The 22,472-nt window shown below is 68.3% G+C and carries 16 protein-coding genes; 7 read left to right on the top strand and 9 right to left on the bottom strand.

The window, feature by feature from the left end:
• Positions 1–11: 11 nt before the first annotated feature.
• Complete coding sequence (locus ABIB16_RS03280) at positions 12–1,061, top strand: TrmH family RNA methyltransferase (protein ID WP_233263273.1); 1,050 nt, start codon at positions 12–14, stop codon at positions 1,059–1,061.
• Positions 1,062–1,170: 109 nt separating this feature from the next.
• Positions 1,171–2,802, top strand: coding sequence for a DUF6119 family protein (locus ABIB16_RS03275; protein ID WP_158530791.1), 1,632 nt, complete (start codon positions 1,171–1,173; stop codon positions 2,800–2,802).
• Between the two features lie 313 nt (positions 2,803–3,115).
• On the opposite strand, the gene ABIB16_RS03270 is transcribed toward ABIB16_RS03275, so the two are convergent.
• Genes ABIB16_RS03270 through ABIB16_RS03250 form a run of 5 tightly spaced genes read right to left on the bottom strand, consistent with a single transcriptional unit; the run spans position 3,116 to position 10,884 of the window.
• The gene (locus tag ABIB16_RS03270; RefSeq protein ID WP_061867255.1) at positions 3,116–6,052 is read right to left on the bottom strand and encodes a type I restriction endonuclease subunit R; all 2,937 of its coding nucleotides are present in this window, start codon (positions 6,050–6,052) and stop codon (positions 3,116–3,118) included.
• A complete protein-coding gene (locus ABIB16_RS03265; protein ID WP_061867256.1) occupies positions 6,052–7,209 on the bottom strand; it encodes a restriction endonuclease subunit S in 1,158 nt (385 codons plus the stop codon). Before ABIB16_RS03265 ends, ABIB16_RS03270 begins: the two co-directional genes overlap by 1 nt.
• Entirely contained in the window at positions 7,206–8,699 is a 1,494-nt protein-coding gene (locus tag ABIB16_RS03260) for a type I restriction-modification system subunit M (protein ID WP_061867257.1), read from the bottom strand. Before ABIB16_RS03260 ends, ABIB16_RS03265 begins: the two co-directional genes overlap by 4 nt.
• The gene (locus ABIB16_RS03255) at positions 8,696–10,246 is read right to left on the bottom strand and encodes a type I restriction-modification system subunit M (protein WP_061873146.1); all 1,551 of its coding nucleotides are present in this window, start codon (positions 10,244–10,246) and stop codon (positions 8,696–8,698) included. Before ABIB16_RS03255 ends, ABIB16_RS03260 begins: the two co-directional genes overlap by 4 nt.
• An 11-nt stretch (positions 10,247–10,257) precedes the next feature.
• Positions 10,258–10,884, bottom strand: a complete 627-nt coding sequence (locus ABIB16_RS03250) for a recombinase family protein (protein WP_084776553.1) — start codon at positions 10,882–10,884, stop codon at positions 10,258–10,260.
• A 204-nt stretch (positions 10,885–11,088) separates the two neighbouring features.
• Between ABIB16_RS03250 and ABIB16_RS03245 the strand changes: the two genes are divergently transcribed.
• From ABIB16_RS03245 to ABIB16_RS03230, 4 genes are all read left to right on the top strand, one after another.
• The gene (locus tag ABIB16_RS03245) at positions 11,089–11,526 is read left to right on the top strand and encodes a TrmH family RNA methyltransferase (protein WP_255354991.1); all 438 of its coding nucleotides are present in this window, start codon (positions 11,089–11,091) and stop codon (positions 11,524–11,526) included.
• A 109-nt stretch (positions 11,527–11,635) separates the two neighbouring features.
• A complete protein-coding gene (locus tag ABIB16_RS03240) occupies positions 11,636–11,893 on the top strand; it encodes a type B 50S ribosomal protein L31 (protein WP_036336843.1) in 258 nt (85 codons plus the stop codon).
• Between the two features lie 103 nt (positions 11,894–11,996).
• Positions 11,997–13,055, top strand: coding sequence for a lipoate-protein ligase LplAB (gene lplAB / locus ABIB16_RS03235; RefSeq protein WP_061867260.1), 1,059 nt, complete (start codon positions 11,997–11,999; stop codon positions 13,053–13,055).
• A 729-nt stretch (positions 13,056–13,784) separates the two neighbouring features.
• Positions 13,785–14,144, top strand: coding sequence for a hypothetical protein (locus ABIB16_RS03230; RefSeq protein ID WP_230260220.1), 360 nt, complete (start codon positions 13,785–13,787; stop codon positions 14,142–14,144).
• Positions 14,145–14,223: 79 nt separating this feature from the next.
• Here ABIB16_RS03230 and pepN read toward each other — a convergent pair whose 3' ends face one another.
• Positions 14,224–16,872: an aminopeptidase N gene (gene pepN / locus ABIB16_RS03225; protein WP_061867261.1), complete on the bottom strand. Its 2,649-nt coding sequence runs from the start codon at positions 16,870–16,872 to the stop codon at positions 14,224–14,226.
• 103 nt (positions 16,873–16,975) lie between these two features.
• Positions 16,976–18,220: a glucose-1-phosphate adenylyltransferase gene (glgC, locus tag ABIB16_RS03220; protein WP_061867262.1), complete on the bottom strand. Its 1,245-nt coding sequence runs from the start codon at positions 18,218–18,220 to the stop codon at positions 16,976–16,978.
• A 113-nt stretch (positions 18,221–18,333) separates the two neighbouring features.
• On the opposite strand from glgC, the gene glgA reads away from it, so the two are divergent.
• Positions 18,334–19,530, top strand: a complete 1,197-nt coding sequence (glgA, locus tag ABIB16_RS03215) for a glycogen synthase (protein ID WP_002855046.1) — start codon at positions 18,334–18,336, stop codon at positions 19,528–19,530.
• 79 nt (positions 19,531–19,609) lie between these two features.
• Here the strand turns inward: glgA and ABIB16_RS03210 are convergent, their stop codons facing one another.
• Together ABIB16_RS03210 and ABIB16_RS03205 are read right to left on the bottom strand one after the other, a co-directional pair.
• Positions 19,610–21,733 carry an acyl-CoA dehydrogenase family protein gene (locus ABIB16_RS03210; RefSeq protein WP_134416990.1) on the bottom strand — a complete coding sequence of 708 codons (2,124 nt, stop codon included), beginning with the start codon at positions 21,731–21,733 and terminating at the stop codon, positions 19,610–19,612.
• Entirely contained in the window at positions 21,730–22,443 is a 714-nt protein-coding gene (locus tag ABIB16_RS03205) for a TetR/AcrR family transcriptional regulator (protein ID WP_036383382.1), read from the bottom strand. Before ABIB16_RS03205 ends, ABIB16_RS03210 begins: the two co-directional genes overlap by 4 nt.
• Between the last annotated feature and the right edge of the window lie 29 nt (positions 22,444–22,472).

Raw genomic sequence — 22,472 nt, 5'->3', positions numbered from 1 at the left:
GGACCCGCGAGGTGCGCCTGGAGCGGATCGAGGACCTCGCCGACCCCCGCCTGGCCCCCTACACGACCATGACGGACGCGGCCCTGCGCCGTCGCGTCGACGCGGAGCACGGCGTCTTCCTCGCCGAGTCATCCCAAGTGGTCCGCCGCGCGCTGGACGCCGGACACACCCCGCGCTCCTTCCTGCTGGGGGACCGCTACCGCCGGTCCTTCGCGGACGTGCTCGCCGCCCATCCGGACGTCCCGGTCTTCACCGGACCCGACGACGTGCTCGAGGCCCTCACCGGGTTCCACCTGCACCGCGGCGCCCTGGCCGCGATGGACCGCCCCGCACCCCGGCCGCTCGCCGACGTCCTCGCGGACGCCCGGCGCGTGCTCATCGCCGAGGACGTCGTGGACCACACGAACGTGGAGTGTTCCAAACCACCGCAGGCTGGCGAACGTTCCTCGGATACCAGCCGACCTTGGCAGCCCAAGGTAGCAAAAAGCGAGGTCGACGATACGTTCGAGCTCAACTCTCGCGTGTCCAGTGGTGAGGAGCGGCGTAGGACGGGAGTTCCTGGCGAGAGTCCAGGGGGCCGACACGATCGTTCTGTCTCGAGTACGAAGCGCCGCTCGCGGATCGCTGTGCTTGAGGGCTTGGTGGATCATACGAACGTTGGGGCATGTTTTAGATCAGCTGCGGCACTGGGTGTCGACGCGATCCTGGTGACGCCGACGTGTGCTGATCCGTTGTACCGGCGGTCTGTCCGTGTGTCGATGGGTACGGTCTTCCAAGTGCCGTGGACTCGCGTTGATGACTGGCCTGCCAGCATCCAGGTGCTTAAGGACGCTGGATATGTCGTGGCGGGCATGACACTGGGGGAGGGCGCAATCACGCTCGATGAGTTGGTCGCCGAGGACCACGACAATCTCGCACTAGTATTCGGCAGTGAGGGGCATGGGCTGACGCCGCAGACCGACAGACTGCTTGATCGGCGCGTGACGATTCCGATGATGCATGGCGTGGACTCGCTGAACGTTGCGGCGAGCTCAGCGGTGACGTTCTACGCGACGAAGTAGTTCAAGGATTCAGCTATCCGATCCAGCCGACGTCCTGCGTGCCTTTATGGCATGGTCGGGTGGAGCTCACTTAGTCTGGTGGCTGTTAGATGCGCGCGAAGGAGACAGCATGGCCCGCCGGAAAATGAATGCTCAATCTACGACCCTGTACAGATTGAGGCATACCGCCAAGCTCGAACATGCTGTCAAGAAGAAGTACCGCGATGAACGCTCCGTCGTCACCGAGCCCTGCAAGGTGGCGGATCGTGACGCCCTCCTCGTATATGGCCATGTAGGGGCCGATGGCCCCGTGAAGTGGGCAAGTCGCGTCCACCAACTCACTGGCGTGACAGTGGAAACAACCAACACAACGGCAGCAGGCGTTCTCTTGCTTCGCGCGAATGATGAAGCTGATACGCCTACCTGGGGATTGTGTTGGGGTATGGGTTGGCTGCTTTTGGATCAGAGTCACGTCGACGGCGCGTTCGGACAGAGACTCGCGCTGAGATCCGTTGATCCGGACCTGCTGAGCTCCCTGACTCGGACAGTACTTGACGAGAGGGCAAAGATCGATCGGTCGTCCATTCCCGCAGGTGCAGGACTGACTGGATTCGGCATCGGTGGTTTCGGTGAGCTGGTCACTCGAGTCGTTGGAAAGGCCGAGATCAAGGGTCTTACCATCGACAAGCCGTTTCGCGTGAGAGGGGCGGACGCCCTCTCGGTGCCACTCGGACTCACCCCCACAGAGCTGGTTTCGGATCTTAAGGTGCTCGAGGCCCTGCTCTCTCAAAAGCCTCGCGCAGAGCTGCAAGTGCTTGAGCAGCTCGTACCGGTTAAGAAGAAAACCTCGTTACATGACAAGCTGGAAGAGCACCTTCGAGCCGAGCTAAAGAAGTCCCCCGACGTATCTAAGATCGCCGTTACGTGGCCCCATGAACACCTAAGCGAGAATAAGCCGCCCGAAGCGTTCCGAGTAAAACGAGGCGGAGGCACCGCTCTGCGCGCCGGCCTACCTACTGCGGCACTGATCATCGACTTGATGAAAGACCGCGAAATTTCGTTCATGGATACCATTAAAATCCAGCTGTTCGGTGACGCGGAGGGCGAGGAGCCCGTAAGTAGTGATATCCCGCTTCGAAAGTGGGTGGCCTTTGAGAAGGAAGAGTCTGGGCGTCGCTACTTCCTGCATAACGGGCAGTGGTATGCGATGGACCTTGACTACGCGAAGCAGCTCGACGACCACGTTAGGAACATCTTTGCGAAACAGGCTGGCGTGGCCATGCCAGCTTGGTATGCGCCTGATGACGAGGAGGCTTATAATCGTAAGGCTGCGCAGGCGCTCGGCGCGGTGTTGATGGATCGGAAGCTCGTGCAGACAACTCAGAATAAGCGGGGCTTCGAGCCGAGTGACCTCATTACGACGAACGATGTGTACGTGCACGTAAAGTCGGCTTCCTCCTCCGCGCCGCTGAGTCACCTCTTCGCCCAAGGCGGCAACTCTGCCCATGCACTGCAGTACGACGAAGAGGCACGCAAGCAACTGCGCAGCCGGGTCCAGCAGCGCGGCGGCAATGAGGATCTGATTGGCGCGAAACCACGAAAGGTCGTGTACGCCATTCGCTCGAAACGCATAGGCGAATCACTTACAGCGGACGACCTCTTCAGCTTTAGTAAGGTCTCACTGGTCAGAGTATTCGACGAGCTGGAAGCCCGCGGTATCGAAGTGAGAATCGCAAGTATTGACTACCTGCCAGAAGAATAGTCAATTACGCTTGGGCGTTGTGGAATCTACGTTCAGGCTCGTCGACTTGTGAAAACGGTCGCGATGGTCGTGGGGTGTCGAACCAAAGAATTAGCCGGTCTTTCCTAGCTAAGTATGTGTAGTGCCACGGTCCCATCGGCCTGACGTGCCGTTCGCTCTAGACCGTTCCGCATCTCTGGTAGCCCCATGCCGTGGTACGACGCGCCGGACCCGACCGATGAACCCGGAAGTTAAGCAAGGGGCATATCGAGACATACTCGGGATCCGTCCTCCAGTTATCATCGGCTTGACTTGCATTCAGCCGGTTCGGAGCTTAGTAGTACTCTCGGACGTAGCCGAGGGCCTTTTCGAAGACGTCGTTGTCGCGAATCTTGAATTGGACGTAGAGGGTCTTCCGAAGCGCTTGGCGCACCTCCTGGTCGCCGCGGATCGTGGACTGCCACCCCTCGAAGCGGACCCCACGGACGACCTCGTCGATCCGGTTGACGACGTTCTCGACGATGATCGGGGTCTGATCGCCCTTGAGAGCGTCAAATAACTCAGTCAAGGCCGCCCGGCCCTTCTCTTCCCGGGGCATCTCGTCGGCTGCTTTCTCGGCAGCAACAGTGTCGCGGGCGAGTTCGAGAAGCTCTCGGAGGAAGTCGAGGCTGGACTGTTGGATGTCGGCGTAGCGCTCGCGCAGGTCGTTGAGGCGCTGGCCGAGTTCGACGAAGACCGGGTTGTGCAGGTGCCGGGCGATGCGTGCGGTGATCTGACGCTCGATCTCTTCGGTGGGGATGTCGGTGCGCCGACCGGTCATGAGGTCTTCGATCGTCTGAGCGTCGAGCACGATCGTCTCGGTGTTCTGCGGGATCTCGACGGCGACGTGCTCGTTGATCAGGTCGATTGTCTTGGCTCCGAGCGCGTGCCACACGAGTCGCCCCGTGATGTCTGAGGGGCGGACCGACTCGTAGACGTCCGTGAGCCAGCGGTAGTCGTCGCGATGCTTGCCCAGTATGGGGTCCGGACTGAGTGCCTCCCACAGTTGCGACACCACGCTGTAGGCGGCTCCGAAGGCGTCCTTCGTGACATCGTCGGCGATCGCGGATTGCGCCTGGACGAGGCCTTCGTACCCGCCGACCGTGCGGTCGACCCCGGGGAAGAACGCGAGCGCGGCAGCCATGGCCGGCGCGAGCTGAGCCTTCAGTTCCTCGATGTTGGAGACGACCTCCCGGACAGCCCGCTCATCGAAGGAGAGGGATCGGGCGACGTCGTCGAAGATGCCGAGGTAGTCGACGATCAGGCCGTGGGTCTTGTCCGGCGGGTACACGCGGTTGGTGCGAGTGATCGCCTGGAGCAGCGTGTGCTCCTTCAGCGGCTTGTCGAGGTACTGGCAGTAGAGGATCGGAGCGTTGAACCCGGTCAGCAGCTTCGCCGTCACGATGATGATCTTGAGCGGGTCGGTCGGGTCATTGAACCGCGCGACAACCTGCTCCAGCTCCTCGGCACCTGGGGTCCACTTGGCCCAGTCGGGCGAGTCACCTCGGGTTTTCGACATGACTATGGTCGATGCCTCCGGCCCGAGGTGCTTGTCGAGCTCGTTCTTGTAGGCGACGCAGGAGGACTTGTCGTACGCGACGACCTGTGCCTTGAACCCCTGTGGCTCGACTTTCTCCCTGAAGTGGCTGGCGATGTCAGCGGCGATCTTCGCGATGCGCGAGGGCGTCTTGATCAGCACTTCGATCGAGGCCGCCTTCTTCGAAAGCGTGATCTTGTCGCTCTCGGAGAGGTCGCGGTCGGCAGCCAGCTCCTCGAACGCCGTGTCGATGGCCTCCTGGTCGATGTGGATCTCCGAGAGGCGTGGCTCAAAGTGCAGCGGAAGAGTCGCACCGTCGCGGATGGAATCCTGGAAGGAGTATCGCGAGAGGTAGCCGCCCTCGTCGTCGGGTGCACCGAACCACTTGAACGTGTTGCGGTCGCGCCGGTTGATCGGGGTGCCGGTCAGACCGAAGAGGTACGCGTTGGGCAGCGCCCCACGCATCTTCTGCCCGTAGTCACCCTCCTGCGAGCGGTGAGCCTCGTCGACCATCGCAATGATGTTCTGCCGAGCGTCGAGGACGCCGGGTGCCTCGCCGAACTTATGGATCGTGGTGATGATGATCTTCCGCGCGCCCTGGCTGAGCAGTGTCTGGAGCTGCGCGCGCGAGTCCGTCGACACCAAGCCCGGGACGTCCGAGGCGTTGAAGGTGCCCGTGATCTGGGTGTCCAGGTCGATGCGGTCGACCACGATCAGGATAGTTGGGTTCGTGAGTTCGGCCATCGCGCGCAGTTTGAGCGCAGTGAAGACCATGAGCAGTGACTTGCCCGAGCCCTGAAAGTGCCAGATCAGGCCCTGCTTGACCTTGCCGAGCAGGACCCGGTCAACGATCAGATTGGTCGCCTGGAACTGCTGGAACCGCGCGATGATCTTGATCTTGCGATGCTTCTTGTCAGTCGCGTAGAGCGTGAAGAATCGCAGGAAGTCCAGCACCGCGCGTGGCGTCAGGACACCTTCGACGGCTTCCTGGACCGCGACGAGACCGATCTTCGCCGGCGCGTCCTCGTCGGTGGGGTCCTCGCGCCAGGGGCCCCAGAGCTCGATGGGCATGCCGATGGTGCCGTATCGGAAGTCCTTTCCCTCGGTTGCGAAGGAGAACACGTTGGGCACGAAGAACTGCGGGACGCTCTGCTCGTAGTCATCGTGGATCTGCGCGGCCCCGTCGATCCAGGTGTACGCCGGCCGGATCGGCGTCTTCGCCTCACCGACCACCAGGGGCAGACCGTTGCACCACAGCACGAGATCGAACCGCTTCTCCAGCCGGCCCTGCGTGAAGGTCACCTCGGTGGAGACGATCCACTGGTTCGAGGAGTCATCGTCGAGATGTTCGAAGTCGATCAGACGGACTGTGGTGTGCTCGCCGTTCGGCCCGAACGGCATCGATTTCTGCCCGGTCAGCCACGCCATGAACTCCTCGTTAGCGACCACCGGGTGCGGGCTGTTGCGCGCCGCGATCAGGATCGCGCGGAGGTTGTAGATGACCTCGTCGGCCTTCGCCGGATCAGCCTCGATCTCAGGGTTGAGGTTGATCAGCGCACCCTTGAGTACGCCTTCCAGCAGCACCTCGTCGACGCGACGCGGCAACTCGCTACCCGGCACGAACTGGACATCGATGGACTTGACGAGGTCCCGGATGAAGTCACGTACCGAGTTTGCCTCGTTGAACTGCGCCATCAGTCGCCCCCGAAAACTGTCTCAGACAGAGCTGACTTGATCGCTTTCACCGCATCCGACTCTTTTGCCACGGAGGCAACTGCGGATGACGCTGAGGCCATCTGCTCGAGCAAAGAATCCTGGTCCTCAAGGGACGGATGCACAACAGAAACGCGGCTCACAATGTCGGTGTTGAGGTTCTTTACCGTCGAGCCGCCGGCACCCTGCCGGAACTGTGACTGCACCCCGTAGCTCCGCAGAAGGTAGTACAGGTAGTCAGTTCGCCAGCGGCCACCGACATCCGAAAGTGAAAGCCAACCATCATGGATGCATCCGTCGATCCGAACGATGTACGGGCGGCCAAAGCTCATCGAGTTCGACAGGATGAAGTCGCCCGGCTTCACCGTGCGAGTCTTGGGAAGACCACTCGGCTTAATTCGTTGCGCCGTCCTGTCGATGAACTTGCCGTCCGGCGGTACGTCACCGATCTTGATCCAGTGCAGTCCGTCGGGACTGTCGGTCAGGTACTCATTGATTGGTCGCGGCGAGCCGCCGCGCACAATCTTAAGAACGTCACCAAGGTTTACCTCGCGACCGGGCGCGGCCCGCACGAACTGCTCAACAAGTTCTGACTGGCTGCGGACTACCTCCGCGTGCACTTTGGTCAGCGCTCGTCTGTGCCGCTCGACGGTCCAGAGGAGGTCGGCGATGCGCTTCTGCTCGTCGAGGGGTGGGAGATCGAACTCGAAATCCTTCAGGTCACGCCAGTTCGTGCGCGGCGACAGCGACCCTGCCGACGTACCGAGAGCATGCTCGAAGAAGCCGTTCGACTGCACGAGGAACGGGAGCAACTCACCAAGGAGCTGCGTCCCATCGGTCTCGAACGTGTAGATGTCGCCGGAGCAGATGGCGTCGAACTCGGCGTAGGCAACCTTGCGCTGGTACGCGCGCCGTTTGCCGAAGAGCGTCTGTCCAGGCTTCACGCGTCGCGTGAAGGTGGTGCCGTCCTCTGTTGAACCCCACCGGCTAACCTTCAGCTCGCCGGGGTCCATGTGCTCCATCGCGATGACGCGGTTGATGCCGGCCGCTTCGAGATCACGGATGGTCTCATTGACGTTACGAACAACGTCGCCGAAGGCAACCCGCTTCCAGCGCGACTTGTCGAGGTTGAGGCTCACGCGGGCACCTCCGCTCTCAGCAGCGCGAGAACGTCAGTAATCGCCTGGTCCGAAACCTGCGCGGCAGTTCGCCACTGCGCCACTGCATCGCTGACATCGATGTGCTCGCCGCCTTCATTCGCCGAGTCGCCCGCGACGTACAACGGAATCGCGAGGCTGTGGCCCTTCTCCGCGATCTGGTCGAGGGTGCCAACTGCAGCGAACCCGTCCTGTGGCTCGAAGGCGCGATAGGCGGCCAGGATCTTCTGTTGGTGCGCCTCGCGGAGGAAGGACTGTGCCTGTTCGCGGGCGACTTCGTTCACGGCATTGATGAACAGCACCTCGCCCTGGTGCTCGGTGGGCTTGTTGGCGCGGAGCGTGACGACCACGGCCTCCATCGGGCTGTTGTAGAAGAGCCCTGCGCCGAGCCCCAGGACGCACTCGATGAGGTCTGACTGCACCAGTGCTTTGCGGAGGGACGCCTCTTCACGCCGGAAGAGCACCCCGTGGGGGAAGAGGATCGCAGCGCGGCCCGTATCGGGGTCGAGGCTCTTGGCGATGTGCTGGAAGAACGCGTAGTCGGCACGTCCCTGTGGCGGGACACCCCAGACGTTCCGGCCGTAGGGGTCCTTGGCGAATGCGGCACGGTTCCAGGCCTTGATGGAGTAGGGCGGGTTTGCCAGCACGACGTCGAACGTCTGCAGATGGCCCTTGCCGTCGAGGAATGCCGGTCGGCTGAGGGTGTCGCCGTGAGCGATGTGACCGTCTGTGATCCCGTGCAGGAACAGATTCATCCGCGCGATGGCAGAGGTCCCGTAGTTGAGCTCCTGGCCGTAGAGGCGCAGATTCCGCCACTCCTTGCCCTGCCTCTTGAGCTCGGCGGCGGTGGAGATGAGCATGCCGCCCGTGCCGCAGGTGGGGTCGTACACCGACTCACCCGGCTGGGGCTCCAGCATCATCGTCATCAGGTGCACCAGCGTGCGATTGGTGTAGAACTCCTGCGCGGTGTGACCGGAGTCGTCCGCGAATTTCTTGATCAGGTACTCGTAGCCGTTGCCGAGCTCGTCCTCGGGCAGGTTGGCGATCGAGAGCGTCTTGGTGGAGAAGTGCTCGATGAGGTCGGCCAGAGTCGAGTCCGGGAGCAGGTCCTTGTTGCCCCAGTCGCCGTCGCCGAAGACGCCGGGGAGTGTGTCGGGGTTGGCCTTCTCGATGGAGCGCATGGCGTGCAGGAGTGCCGCGCCGATGTTCTGCGTGACGCCGTGGATGTCGTCCCAGTGGCAGCCGTGGGGGATGGCGAAGCGGTGGTTCTCTGGGAGGTCGGCGAGCTCCTCGTCTTCGTACACCTCCATCGCGGCGGCGTGCTCCTCGTCGTAGACGTCGGAGATCCGCTTCAAGAAGACCAGCGGGAAGATGTACTGCTTGTAGTCGCCGGCGTCAATCAGGCCACGGAGAACGATTGCCGCGCCCCAGAGGTAGTTCTCCAGCTCACGCTGGGTGATTCGGGTGCTCATACGGACAGCCCCCACTTCGCCAGCTCGGCCTCCAGCGCAGCACGCGTCGTGGTCGCCTCGGCGTGCGCCGTTTCGAGATTCGCGAGCGCGTCCTCGAGCGTGAGCTTCTCACCGCTGTCAGGAGGCGCGACGTACAGCGGGACGTTGAGGTTGTAGTCGTTGCTCTCGATCTCGGCCAGGTCGACGACACGGGAGCGGCCCTCGATGTCAGCGTAGAGCTCATAGGCGTCGAGGATCTGCTGGGCATGCTCGGGTTCGAGGGTGTTCTGGTTGCGTCCGCGCTTGAACAGGTCTTCACCGTTGATGAAGAGCACCTTGCCGTACTCGTCTGGTTGCTTCTCCGTTCGAAGGATCAGCACGCAGGCGGCGAGGCCAGTGCCGTAGAACAGGTTGGGGGCCAACCCGATGACCGCGTCGACGAGGTCTGACTTGAGCACGTGGGTGCGGATCCGCGCCTCAGCTCCCTGCCGGAAGAGTGCCCCTTGGGGCAGGACGACGGCGACCCGGCCGGTCTTCGGCTTCGCGGAGGTGATCATGTGCTGGACCCACGCCCAGTCGGCGTATCCCTTCGGCGGAACACCACCGAGCGCATTCCGGCCCCACTTGTCGGACGCCCACTCGGGCTCGCCCCAATTCTTGAGCGAGAACGGCGGGTTGGCCACGACGCAGTCAAACTGCGCGAGGTTGTTGCCCGTGTAGAAGGCGGGGCTGCGCAACGTGTCCTCGCGGACGATCTTGAAGTCCTCGACGCCGTGTAGCAGCAGGTTCATCCGTGCGATCGCGGAGGTGGCGAGCACCTTCTCCTGGCCGTAGAGCTTGCCCCACAGGGTCTTGGGGCTGCCGCCGGCATCTTTCACGTGCTCGATGACCTCGATCAGCATCCCGCCGGTGCCGCAAGCCGGGTCGTAGACCGTCTCACCCTCGGTGGGATCGAGGATGTTGACGAGCAGGCCGACCACCGAGCGCGGCGTGTAGTACTCACCGGCCTTCTTGTTCGACTGGTCGGCGAACCTCTTGATGAGGTACTCGTACGCGTTGCCGAACACGTCGGGCGGCACAGCGGCGTTGGTCAGAGCCTTACTCGAGAAGTGCTCGATGAGATCGGCGAGCTTGCGGTCGGGCAGCTTGTCCTTGTTGGTCCAGCTGGCGCTGCCGAAGATGCCGTAGAGGGTCTCTGGGTTGGCCTTTTCGATCTCGCGGAACGCGGTCTGCAGCGCAGTGCCGATGTTCTCGGTGTGGCTGCGCACGTCACCCCACAGGCTGCCCTCGGGGATCACGAAGCGGTGGTTCTCCGCAAACAGGGCGAACTCGTGGTCGCCTCCGGACTCGTCCAGCGCTTGGGCGTACTCCTCGAGGTAGACGTCGCTGATCCGCTTGAAGAACATCAGCGGGAAGATGTATGCCTTGAAGTCGGCCTGGTCGATGCTGCCGCGCAGCAGGTCAGCCGCGGCGGCAAGGTACTGCTCAAGCTCCGCCAGCGTCAGCCGATCGCTCCCGCCGTGGGGCCGCAATGCACGCGCTGCCGCGCGTGCCTCATCCTCGGTCATCCGTCTCCTAGCTATTGCTCCGCCACGCGACAAGGCGCTGCCGACTCAGCTTTCCGCCGAGGGGACAACGTGCCCTGACGGGGCGCGTGTCGCGCCAGCACGCGGTGGGCGGTTCCGATCGACACGCCAGCACCTCCGGCGATGCTGCGCAACGTCTCGCCTTGATCTCTCCGCATCCTAATCTCGCGCTGCGTCTCGTCACTAATGGTGCGTGGTCGACCGTGGCTGACTCCGTGTTCCCGCGCTGCTTGGATGCCGGCCCGGACGCGGGAGCTTTGGAGCTCTCGGCGGCGCCGGGTGAGCTCGCGGACGTCATCGAGGAACTCCGAGTCTCCGGTGTGCTCTCCCGCGGCGAGGCCCTTGAGGACTTTCACGGCAACTCCTCGGTCAACGAGGTCCAGCAGTGTCTCGAGCCCGTCGACCATGCTCGTGCTCAGGCTTCGTGCGTGGGTCACGGTGAGCGCATCGCCGTCGCCCACCTCCGCCACAGCAGCGAGGAGCCCGGGGCGGTTCTTGATCAGGCGTCGACGCGATGCTGTCTCCTCGACGAGACGTGAGCAGATCGGCTTGAGTGCTTGCCGTTGCAACCTCGCGTCCTGAGGGTCTGTCCCGACCCGAATGAGTCCGATGAGCGCCATCAGCCCAGGCTCAGGTCGCCGCTGCGCAGTCCCAGCATGGCAGTGTGTGGGGGCATAGGGTTTATTGAACACTCCTAGCCGGCCCACGATGACGACCGAGCGGCCGTATTTGCCTTCTGACCTGCGGAAACGCAATGCTCAGTTCATCGGTGTGTCGACCGGAAGGAACCGAGTTCACGGGTCCGAGATGCTTCAGAACGCGTCGTGACCGCTTTCAACCTGGGCGCCGTGGTGCGCTCCGCCGTCGCCCTCGGCTGGGACGCGCTGCTGCTCACCCCGCAGGCCGCCGACCCGCTGTACCGGCGCGCCATCCGCGTCTCGATGGGCACGGTGTTCCGCCTGCCGTGGGCGCGCCTGCCCGGCCCGGTCGCCGCGTCGCTGCCCGCGCTGCGGGCGGCCGGGTTCGCGGTGGCCGCCCTCGAGGTGACGGACCGCGCCGTGGGCCTGGACTCGCCGGAGATCGAGCCGCTGCGGACCGCCGAGCGCCTGGCCCTCGTCCTCGGCCAGGAGGGGCCGGGGGTCCGGCCCGAGACCCTCGCCCAGACCGACGCCGACGTCGTCATCCCCATGCCCGACGGCGTCGACTCACTGAACGTGGCCGCGGCCGCGGCGGTCGCGCTGTGGGAGCTGCGCGCACGCTGACCGGCCCGGGTGCGGTAGAGTGGGCGGCTGGCCCGCCGTCCGGCGGACCCCCTGACCACACCTCTCGCGCCCCTGGTCCCAATCAGGCGGCTGAAACGAAGGATGCACCATGAAGTCTGAGATCCACCCGGATTACCGCTACGTCATCTTCAACGACCTCGCCTCCGGTGAGAAGATCCTCACCCGCAGCACCGCGAACTCCGAGAAGACCGCGGAGTGGACCGATGGCAACACCTACCCGGTGATCGACGTCGAGATCTCGGCCGCCTCGCACCCGTTCTACACGGGCAAGCAGCGCATCATGGACACCGCCGGCCGCGTCGAGCGCTTCAACGCCCGCTTCAAGGGCTTCGGCGGCAAGAAGTGACCGCGGCGGCCTGAGCCGCGCGCCCACCACGACGACGGGCCCCGCGCCCCCGGAGCGATCCGGGCGGTGCGGGGCCCGTCGCGTCGCCCGTAGGCTGGCGGGCATGACGACTCTCCACGGTGAATACAAGGTGATCGGCGGCAAGCTGGTCGCGGCGGACCTGAGCCTCGCGGACGGCCGGATCGCGACCGCCAGCATCAACGGTGACTTCTTCCTCGAGCCGGACGAGGCGCTCGAGGACCTCAACGCGGCGGTGACCGGGCTGTCCGCGGACGCCGAGCATCGCGTCATCCGGGAGGCCGTCGAGCGGGGTCTGCGACCCGAGGCCGAGCTGTTCGGCGTGGACGCCTTCGCGGTCGCCTCGGCCGTGCGTCGCGCCCTCGGCAAGGCGACCACGTGGGAGGACCACGAGTGGGAGGTCATCGGGCCGGAGCCGATGCCGATCGCGCTGACCTTGGCCCTGGACGAGGTGCTCACCCGACAGGTGGCCGAGGGACGTCGCAAGCCGACCATGCGCCTGTGGCAGTGGAACGAGCCGGCCGTGGTGATCGGCGCCTTCCAGTCGCTGGCCAACGAGGTGGACCCCGAGGGGGCGCGGCGGCACGGCATCAACGTGGTGCGGCGGATCTCCGGCGGCGGCGCGATGTTCATGGAGGCGGACAACTGCGTCACGTACTCGATGCACGTGCCGTCGTCGCTGGTCGACGGGCTGGAGACGGCGGAGACCTACCCGTTCCTGGACGAGTGGACCATGGACGCGCTCGCCCGACTCGGCGTGCAGGCGTTCTACCAGCCGCTCAACGACATCGCCACGGACCAGGGGAAGATCGGCGGCGCCGCGCAGAAGCGGGTGGGCACGGCCGGGCTGCTGCACCACGTGACGATGAGCTACGACATCGACGCGGACAAGATGCTCGAGGTGCTGCGCATCGGCCGGGAGAAGCTGCGCGGCAAGGGCGTGGCCTCGGCGAAGAAGCGGGTGGATCCGCTCCGCCGCCAGACCGGCGTCTCGCGCGCCGAGATCTGGGAGACCATGATGACCACCTTCCAGGAGCGCTACGGCGCACGCCGCGTCGAGCTGGACGAGGCCACCCGCGAGGAGGCCGAGCAGCTGGCCCGCACCAAGTTCACGACCCCGGAGTGGACGGCGCGGGTGCCCTGAGCCACCTGACGGCGTCCCGGCACCGTCCGGCACGCTTCCGTCCGGGGGCGGTTTGCGGTGGTATTCGACGTGAATACCGCCCGAAACCGCCCCCGACGCGTCGAGGTGTGGCGGGGCGGCTCTGTCAGGATCGGACCATGACCCCCGACGACGCCCCCGTCCGCCTGATCGCCCGCTCCGACGCCCCGCGGCGCCCACGGTCGACCGTGGACGTCCACTGCGCCCTCGAGCTGGAGCTCGCCTCCGGCCGCCGCGTGCCTCTGCTCACGGACCGCGGCTGGAGCGCGGACGGCACGTGGGACCTCGTCACGGTCCGCGACCTCGACGAGGCCGCCGCCACGGTGACCGGGCCGGACGAGCCGGGCGGCGGCCGCACGCCTGCCCAGGAGGAGACGCGACACTGGGACGCGCTGGCAGCGGTCGCGGCCGAGGCCGGGGTGCCGGTGGGGGCCGCAACGTTGCGCGAGCTGCCGCTGGTGGGGGAGACCTCGCCCGAGCTGGCCGCCCTCGTGGACCGGGCGCACCGCGAGGCCCGCGCCCTGAACCGGCTGCTCGGCGTCCACCCGCTGGCCCTCGGCACGCTCGCGCCGGCCGACGTGCTGGGCGCCGACGCGACCGCCGCGCTGCGGACCGGACTGGCCGCGGGACTCGGCGTCGCGCCGACGGCGTGGGAGGACCCGGGCGTCGTGCTCGCGCCCGCCGCGGACGCCGGACCCGGAGCTGCTGCACGTGGTCCTGCTGCACACGACCGCGGTGGTCGCCGGGCCACCCGCACTCGTGGCCCGCCTCGCGGACGCCGACGTCTCCGACCTGCTCGACGACGCCTCCCTCGGCGCCCACCTGCGCCGCCCGGTGGAGGACGTGTCGGCGGCCTGGCTCCACGCGGCCGACCGGCAGGCGCTGTCCCTCGACCCGGACGGCGGGGCCGCGCACGTGGCGCGCCACGCCGAACTGACGGCCGTGCTGGAGACGCGGCCCGTCGTCGTCGAGCGGGTGGGGATGCGCGACCGGGACGCCCAGCGCGCCGCCGACGCCGTGGGCCTGCGCCGGGTGGGCCGGGAACGCGTGCTCCGCGTCGCCGCGCCCTGAGCTGGAATGGTCACGACACGCCGCCTCGCCCGAGGGGAGGCGGCGTGTCGTGACCACTCTGCGCGGGAGGGCTTACCGCTCAGCCCGCCGGCTGCACCGCCTGCACGCGCAGGGACCGCCGCAGGGCGTCCGTGTGCTCCACGACCAGGCGCCGCAGGGCCCCCGGGGCGTCGGGGTGCTCGTCCAGCCAGCGCTGGGCCGCGGCCAGCGTCGGGTGCGACTCCTGCGCGTCGGCGCCGCCGGCCACCGCGTCCTGGCGGCCCGGGAACAGCCCGCCGATCGCGCGCGAGGCCAGCCCGTTGGACCGCGAGGCCCACACCGAGGTCAGGCGCGGCCAGAAGCCGGACTCGTAGGGGGCGAGGAGCTCGACCTCGCCCGCCGCGAAGCCGGCCGCCGTGGCCGAGAGCAGGTCGTTGGACAGCTCCGTGCCGGTGGCCGTGCGGCCGGACATGACCGCCTCCCACGCCGCGGCCTTGACCTCGGCCTCGGGGCGGGCGGCCGCGGCGAGGCGGTGCCACGTGACCGTCTGGGCGGTGCGGCCGGCCTCGAGCTCCGCGTCCAGGCGGTCCTGGCCGGCCCGGCCGGTCGCGGCGAGGGCCTGGAGCACGAGCCAGCGCAGCTCCGCGTCGATCGCCAGGCCCGGCGCCGACGTCGCCGCGTCCTCGCCGAGCAGGGCGGCCTCGAGGGCCGCGGCCATCCCGACGTCGGCGCGCGCCAGCGTCGCCCACGTGCGGGCCGCGGTGCGCTGGCGGTCGGAGCCGGCCTCGAGCGTGCGGGTCTGCTCGGCCAGGACCTCGCCCAGCCGGGCCCGCAGCGCGTCCCGGTCCTCGGCGCGGGCGTACTGGCCCACGGCCGCGGCGGCCTGCGTCAGCACCTGCGCGTGCACGCCCACGGTCGCGATCCGCGCGGACAGCGTCGCCACCGCGTCCAGGAACCGGGCGACCGGCAGCTCGCCGTCGCGGGTCATCGACCACAGGGCGGCCCACACGGTGGCCTCCGCGAGCGGGTCCGCGATGGGGTGCGTCAGGGCCGCGCGCAGCGAGCCCGCGTCGAGCGCGACGGCGGCGTAGGTGAGGTCCTCGTCGTTGGGCAGCACGAGGCGGACGCCCCCGGGGACCTCGAGGTCCGGCAGGGGCACGGCCGCGCCCTCCGCCCCGCCCGGCACGTCGGCGGTGACCTGGGCGGTGCGGCGCAGGACGCCGTCCTGCCCGGGCGTGAAGAGGCCGACCTTCAGCACGTGCGGGCGGAGGATCGGCCCGCCCGTGACCGGGTCCGTGCCCTCCTGGCGCAGCACCGGGGCGTCGCCGTCGACGTCGACCCGCAGCCGGGGCACGCCGGAGGTGTGCAGCCACGCGTCCGCCCACGCGCGCATGTCCCGCCCCGAGGCGGCCTCGAGCGCGGCCATGAAGTCGGCGAGGGAGGCGTTGCCCCACGCGTGGGCGGCGAAGTAGCGGTGCGCGGCGTCGAGGAACGCGTCCCGGCCCACGTAGGCGGCCAGCTGCTTGAGCACGGAGGCGCCCTTGGCGTAGGTGATGCCGTCGAAGTTCTGACGGGCGGCCTCGAGGTCGACGATGTCCGCGACGATGGGGTGCGTCGTCGGCATCTGGTCCTGCACGTACGCCCAGGCCTTGCGGCGGGACGCGAAGGTCACCCACGCGGTCCGGAAGTCGGTGGCCTCGTCCACGCCGAGGGCGCCCATGTAGTCCGCGAACGACTCCTTGAGCCACAGGTCGTCCCACCAGTGCATCGTCACGAGGTCGCCGAACCACATGTGCGCCATCTCGTGCAGGATCACGTTGGCCCGGCCCTCGTACTGGACCGCGGTGGCCCGCGAGGTGAACACGAAGTCCTCGGTGAAGGTCACGAGGCCCGGGTTCTCCATGGCGCCGAGGTTGTACTCGGGCACGAACGCCTGGTCGTACTTGCCCCACGGGTACGCGACGCCGAAGAGGTCGTGGAAGAACGTCAGCCCCCGCTTCGTCACGTCGAACACGGCCTCGGGGTCGAACGCGTCGGCCATCGTGCGCCGGGTGAACAGCCGCAGCGGCACGGCCTGCGCACCGCTGGCCGGGTGACCGTCCCAGGCGTCCTCCCACTGCGCATAGGGGCCGGCGAGCAGCGTCGTGATGTAGGTGGACTGGGGGAGCGTCGGGGCGAACTCCGCCCGGACGACGCCGTCCCCGGCCCGCGTCCGGGACACCTCGGGCCGGTTCGAGGCCAGCACCCAGTCCTCGGGTCCGGTGAGGGAGAAGGTGAAGGCGGCCTTGAGGTCCGGCTGCTCGAAGTCCGGGAACACGCGGCGCGCGTCGGCGGGCTCGTACTGGGTGTAGAGGTAGACCTCGCCGTCGGCGGGGTCCGTGAAGCGGTGCAGGCCCTCGCCCGACCGGGAGTACACGGACCGGCCGACCAGCTCGACCACGTTCTGCGCCGCCAGATCGGGCAGCAGCACCCGGGCCCCGCCCACGACCTCGGCCACGTCCAGCGCCGTGCCGTTGAGGGTCACCGACTCCACGCCCCCGTGGATCCAGTCCAGGTGGGTCTGCGCGCCCGGCTCGGCGCACGCGAAGCGGATCACGGTGCGGACCGGATAGGTGTCGGTCGCGGCGTCCCGGGCGTCGGAGAGGTCCACGTCCACGGCGTAGTCCTGCACCGTGAGCAGGCGGGAGCGTTCCGCGGCCTCAGCGCGGGTGACGTTGGTGGCGTCGAGGTCGGGGGTGGTGTCGGTCAAGGCGAGCCTCCGGTCGGGGATCCAGCGGGGACGGCGACGCGCGGACACACCGGGGCGTGCCCGCGCGTCGGCGGTGGTCCGGGACCGGCGGCCCGGGGCCGCGTCAGTGCGGCTTCGGGACGGGCTGGCCCTTGGAGAGCACCGTCAGGCCGGATTCTGTCACGGTGTAGCCGTTCGCCTCGTCCTCCGCCCGGTCGAAGCCGATGCGCGCGCCCGGGGGCACGACCACGTTCTTGTCCAGGATCGCGTTGCGCACGTGGGCCCCCTCGCCGATCACGACGGAGTCCAGCAGCACCGACTGCTCCACCCACGCCTCGTTGTGCACGCGCACGTCCGTGGAGAGCACGGACTGGGCCACGGTGCCGCCGGAGATGACCACGCCCTGGGAGAGGATCGAGTCGTTCGCCGAGCCGGGGCGGCGGGTGGACGAGCGCACGAGCTTGGCGGGCGGGGAGACGGACTGGCGGGTGTAGAGCGGCCACTCGCGGTTGTAGAGGTTGAACTCCGGCCACGGCTGCACCAGGTCCATGTGCGCGTCGTAGTAGGAGTCCAGGGTGCCGACGTCCCGCCAGTAGTGCTTGCCGGCCGTGCCGCCGGGCACCTCGTTGGAGGTGAAGTCGTACACCCCGGCCTCGCCGCGCTCCACGAACAGCGGGATGATGTCCCCGCCCATGTCGTTGTTCGACTCGGGGTTCTCCTCGTCCTGGTTCAGCGCCGCCACGAGGGCGTCCGTGTCGAACACGTAGTTGCCCATCGAGGCCAGGAACTGCGTGGGGTCGTCCGGCAGGCCGGGGGTCGTCTTCGGCTTCTCCACGAACGCCGAGATCCGCGTCCTGTCCTGCGGGTCCGTCTCGATCACCCCGAACGAGGAGGCCAGCTCGAGGGGCTGGCGCACCGCGGCCACGGTCGCCTTGGCGCCCGAGGCGATGTGCTGGTCCACCATCTGCTGGAAGTCCATGTGGTAGACGTGGTCCGCGCCGATGACGACGACGATGTCCGGCCGTGCGTCGTGGATCAGGTTCATGGACTGGTAGATGGCGTTCGCGCTGCCCGTGAACCAGTCCTTGCCCCGGCGCTGCTGCGCCGGCACGGAGGCCACGTAGTTGTTCAGCAGCGTGGACATCCGCCACGTCTCGGAGATGTGGCGGTCCAGCGAGTGCGACTTGTACTGCGTCAGCACGACGATCTCGCGGTACCGGCTGTTGACCAGGTTGGACAGCGCGAAGTCGATGAGGCGGTACGTGCCGCCGAACGGGACGGCCGGCTTGGCACGGTCGGCCGTCAGCGGCATCAGACGCTTGCCCTCACCGCCCGCCAGCACGACCGAGAGGACCTTCTTCTGCACCATCTGCGTCACTCCTCATGAGCCGGGTCGTCGCGACCCGCACGCGTGCTCTGGGCGTGCGGGGCATCCGTGCCGCCAGACTATCGACCCCCGCCGGGCTGAACTAGGTTGGGGGCGTGCGCATCGACATCGTGAGCAAAGAGTTCCCCCCGTCCATCTACGGCGGTGCCGGCGTCCACGTCGCCGAGCTGACCCGCGTCCTCGCCTCCCGCGTCGACGTCCGCGTCCATGCCTTCGGCGAGCCGCGCGACCCGGACTACCACGGGGCCCGCGTCCTGACGTACCCGAACCCGCCCGGGTTCGACGCCGCCAACGGGGCCGTGCAGACCCTGGCCACCGACCTCACGATCCTCGGGGACCTCGAGGGCGCCGACGTCATCCACTCCCACACCTGGTACGCCAACCTGGCCGGCCACCTCGGCAAGCTCCTGCACGAGGCCCCCCACGTCCTCTCCGCGCACTCCCTCGAGCCGCTGCGCCCCTGGAAGGCGGAGCAGCTCGGCGGCGGCTACGCCCTGTCCAGCTGGGCCGAGCGCACGGCCTACCTCGGGGCGGACGCGGTCATCGCGGTCTCGGACGGCATGCGTCGGGACATCCTGGCCTGCTACCCGGACGTGGACCCGGCAAAGGTGCACACGGTCCACAACGGCATCGACACACAGGTCTGGACCCCGCAGACCGGCACCGCCGCACTGGAGAAGTACGGAATCGACCCGGACAAGCCCTCCGTCGCGTTCGTCGGCCGCATCACGCGCCAGAAGGGCGTGCCCCACCTGCTCCGTGCGGCCCTGCGGCTGCCGGAGGACGTCCAGCTCGTGCTGTGCGTGGGCGCCCCGGACACCGCGGAGCTGGCGCACGAGGTGAACGGGTTGATCGCCGAGCTGCGGCGCACCCGCCAGGGCGTCGTCGTGATCGAGGGGATGATCCCGCGCCACGAGGTGATGGAGATCCTCACGGCCGCCACCGTGTTCGCCTGCCCCTCGGTCTACGAGCCGCTGGGCATCGTCAACCTCGAGGCGATGGCGTGCGGCACCGCCGTCGTCGCCTCCGCCGTGGGCGGCATCCCGGAGGTCGTGCAGGACGGCGAGACCGGCCTGCTCGTCCCCTTCGAGCAGGTCGACGACGGCACGGGGGCGCCCGTGGACGAGGAGGGGTTCGCCGCCGACTTCGCGGCCGCGCTCACCCGCGTCGTGGAGGACCCGGAGCGCGCCCGCGCGATGGGTGAGGCCGGCCGGGCCCGCGCGATCGAGCACTTCTCGTGGGAGACCATCGCGGAGCGCACGATCGAGGTCTACGAGGCCGTGCTGCGCTGAGCCCGCCCGGCCGACCACGCAGACGGGCCCCCGCCACCGCGAGGTGACGGGGGCCCGGTGCGTCCGGGGACGGACGCGGTCAGCCGCGGCGACCCCGCGCCGCCTTCTCGCGGGCGCGCACGGCCTTCTCGTCCTCCGGCTCCTCGCCGGCGGCCCGGCGGGCCGTGAACCAGGCGTGGGCCTCCTCCTGGCGCTGGGTCTCGGCGTCCGTGGCCACCGCCATGCGCAGGTGCTCGGGCTCGAGGCCGAACGCCTCGACGAGCTCGAGGGCGAAGGGGCGCAGCCGCTCGGCCAGCCGGTTGACGTAGCCGCGCAGGGCCCGGGCGCGCTGGCTCGAGACGCGGCCGTGGGCCACGAACCAGCCGAGGTCGTCCTCGATGAGGCGCAGCGCGAAGAGGTCGCGCAACCACGTCAGGACGGTCTTCGTGGTCTCATCCGTGATGCCCTCCAGGGCGCGGGTGAAGGCCTCCCACTGCAGCAGCTCGCCGTGGTTGCGGGCGGCCTCGATGAGCTCGTGCTGGCGCGTGTTGAACGCCTCCGCCTGCGCCGCCTGGCCCTTGCCCCGGGCCCCCGAGAGGGTGCCGGCGACGTCGGCGGTCTTGGCGCGGACGCGCTCGGTGAGCAGCTCATGCTGCACGGCGGGGTCCTTGAACCAGTTCGCGGAGCGGCGCTCGGACCCGCCGTCGGCCACGGACTGGACGGCCTTGTGCAGGCCCGCACGGTGGAGGGCGTCCGAGGCCTGATGGACCACGTAGCGGGAGACGGCGCCCACACTGAGACGTCCGAACTCCTTCGAGTAGTCGGTCAGCAGACGCTTGCCCACCAGCTGCAGGAGCACCGTGTTGTCGCCCTCGAACGTGACGTACACGTCCAGGTCGGCACGCATCTGGGCCACCCGGTTCTCGGCGAGGAATCCGGCGCCGCCGCACGCCTCGCGGGCCTCCTGCAGGGTGTCCAGGGCGTGCCACGTGGTCAGCGGCTTGACGGCCGCGGCGAGCGTCTCGAGCTCCTGCCGGTCCACGTCCGTGTCGGAGCGGCCGGAGAAGACGTCGTCGAACTTCTCGACGAGCTCGTTCGAGGCGAAGGCGTCCGCGTAGGCGCGGGCCAGGCGGTCGATGAGGCGGCGCTGGTGGTTCTGGTAGTCCAGCAGCACCTCCTCCCGCTGCGGGTCGGAGGCGTTGAACTGGCGGCGCTGCTCCGCGTAGGCCAGCGCACCGTGCAGGCCGAGGAAGGAGGCCGTGGTGGCGGCGAGGGACAGGGAGACGCGGCCCTGGACGAGCGTGCCGAGCATCGTGAAGAAGCGACGCCCGGGGGAGGCGATGGGCGAGGAGTAGGTACCGTCCTCGGCCACGTCGCCGTAGCGGTTGAGGAGGTTGGTGCGCGGGATGCGGACCTGGGTGAAGTGCAGACGGCCGTTGTCGATGCCGTTCAGTCCGCCCTTGAGGCCGTCGTCCTCGCCACCCACGCCGGGCAGGAAGGCACCCTCCTCGTCCCGGATGGGGACGTAGAAGCAGTGCACGCCGTGGTTGACGCCCCGGGTGATCAGCTGCGCGAAGACCGTGGCCGCCCTGCCGTGCAGCGCGGCGTTGCCGAGGTAGTCCTTCCAGGCGCCCTTGAACGGGGTGTGGATGACGAACTCCTGGGTCGCCTCGTCGTACGTGGCGGTCGTGGCGATCGAGGCGACGTCCGAGCCGTGCCCGATCTCGGTCATGGCGAAGGCGCCCGGGACGCTCAGGTCCATCGCGCCCGGCAGCCACCGACGGTGGTGCTCCGCGGTGCCCAGGTGCAGGATCGCCGAGCTGAACAGGCCCCACTGCACACCGGCCTTGATCTGCAGGGAGGGGTCGGCGAGCACGAGGTCACCGAAGGCGGCGAGGTTGCCGCCGTGGTTGTCCTCGCCGCCGAACTCGCGCGGGAAGGCGCGGTGGACCGCGTTGCGCTCCACGAGGACGCCCAGCTGCCGCAGGACGCGGGCGCGGTGCTCGTCCATGCCGAGCAGCGGGTCGCGCCACAGGGCGGGGTCCTTGGCGAGTTCGCGGGATTCGCGGCGCTCCGCGGCCCAACGGCCGAGGAGGGCCTCCTCGAGGGCCGCGGCGTCGAGGGAGCCGGGCGTCGGCCGCTCGGGCGCGATCTCGGCGACGTCGGAGGGAACCTCGGTGCTGGGCGTCGAGGACTGGGGGGCGAGCTTCTCGTGGACGGTCATGACGATGCTCCTGTTCGTGAGTGGGGGCGGGCGCGGTCGGCGTCCGCCGCCGCGGGTTCGAGGGAGGCGCCGGGCGCGGCGCCGATGAGGCCGGTGAGCAGCCAGTCGGCGATGGCGCGGGCCATCGCCTCGACCGGGATGCGACCGGCGGCCGGGGTCCGCAGCCAGGTCTCGGCGGCGGCCCGGACGAGGCCGACGGCGGCGCGCGGCCACAGGGCGAGCGGGTCCGCCGGCGCCGGGGCGTGGCCCCGCGCGGCCATCCCGCGCGCCAGGCCCGACTCGAGCACGGCGTAGACGCGCTCGAGGAACGGGCCCAGCACAGGGGCCTCGGCCGCGGCGGGGGGCGGGGCGACGGCGAACGCGTACACCTCGGGCGACGTCGCCGCGACCGTGAGGTACACCTCGACCATGCGACGCAGCGCCTCGGGTTCGGAGACCGGTTCGTCCGCGACCTCGAGCAGGCGGCGCTCCATGTGGGCGGTGACCCGCTCGGACACCGCCAGGCGCAGGCCCTCGCGGTCGCCGAAATAGCGGTAGTAGACGGTCTTGGAGGTGCCCGCGTGGGACGCGATCTCCTCCATCGAGGCGTGTGCGCCCAGGGCGTGCACGGCCGACCGGGCGGCCCGGACCAGTTCCAGACGGCGCTCGGCGCGGTGCCGGTCCCAGCGGACGCTGCGACCGTCCCGGGCGGTGGACGTAACGGGGTTCACGAAACCGAGCGTATCAGGTACTGTGGGTC

Source organism: Micrococcus sp. UYEF5, assembly GCF_040546065.1.
In the GTDB taxonomy this organism is placed as follows: Bacteria; Actinomycetota; Actinomycetes; order Actinomycetales; family Micrococcaceae; genus Micrococcus; species Micrococcus luteus.
The sequence above is the reverse complement of the archived record's forward strand: the minus strand, read 5'-3'. Positions and strand labels throughout refer to the sequence as shown.

Excerpts from the sequence above, each read along its gene's own strand:
- ABIB16_RS03275 (WP_158530791.1), top strand. The coding sequence starts at position 1,171 with ATGGCCCGCCGGAAAATGAATGCTCAATCTACGACCCTGTACAGATTG.
- ABIB16_RS03270 (WP_061867255.1), bottom strand. The coding sequence starts at position 6,052 with ATGGCGCAGTTCAACGAGGCAAACTCGGTACGTGACTTCATCCGGGAC.
- ABIB16_RS03260 (WP_061867257.1), bottom strand. The coding sequence starts at position 8,699 with ATGAGCACCCGAATCACCCAGCGTGAGCTGGAGAACTACCTCTGGGGC.
- ABIB16_RS03255 (WP_061873146.1), bottom strand. The coding sequence starts at position 10,246 with ATGACCGAGGATGAGGCACGCGCGGCAGCGCGTGCATTGCGGCCCCAC.
- ABIB16_RS03250 (WP_084776553.1), bottom strand. The coding sequence starts at position 10,884 with ATGGCGCTCATCGGACTCATTCGGGTCGGGACAGACCCTCAGGACGCG.
- ABIB16_RS03240 (WP_036336843.1), top strand. The coding sequence starts at position 11,636 with ATGAAGTCTGAGATCCACCCGGATTACCGCTACGTCATCTTCAACGAC.
- lplAB (WP_061867260.1), top strand. The coding sequence starts at position 11,997 with ATGACGACTCTCCACGGTGAATACAAGGTGATCGGCGGCAAGCTGGTC.
- glgC (WP_061867262.1), bottom strand. The coding sequence starts at position 18,220 with ATGGTGCAGAAGAAGGTCCTCTCGGTCGTGCTGGCGGGCGGTGAGGGC.
- ABIB16_RS03210 (WP_134416990.1), bottom strand. The coding sequence starts at position 21,733 with ATGACCGTCCACGAGAAGCTCGCCCCCCAGTCCTCGACGCCCAGCACC.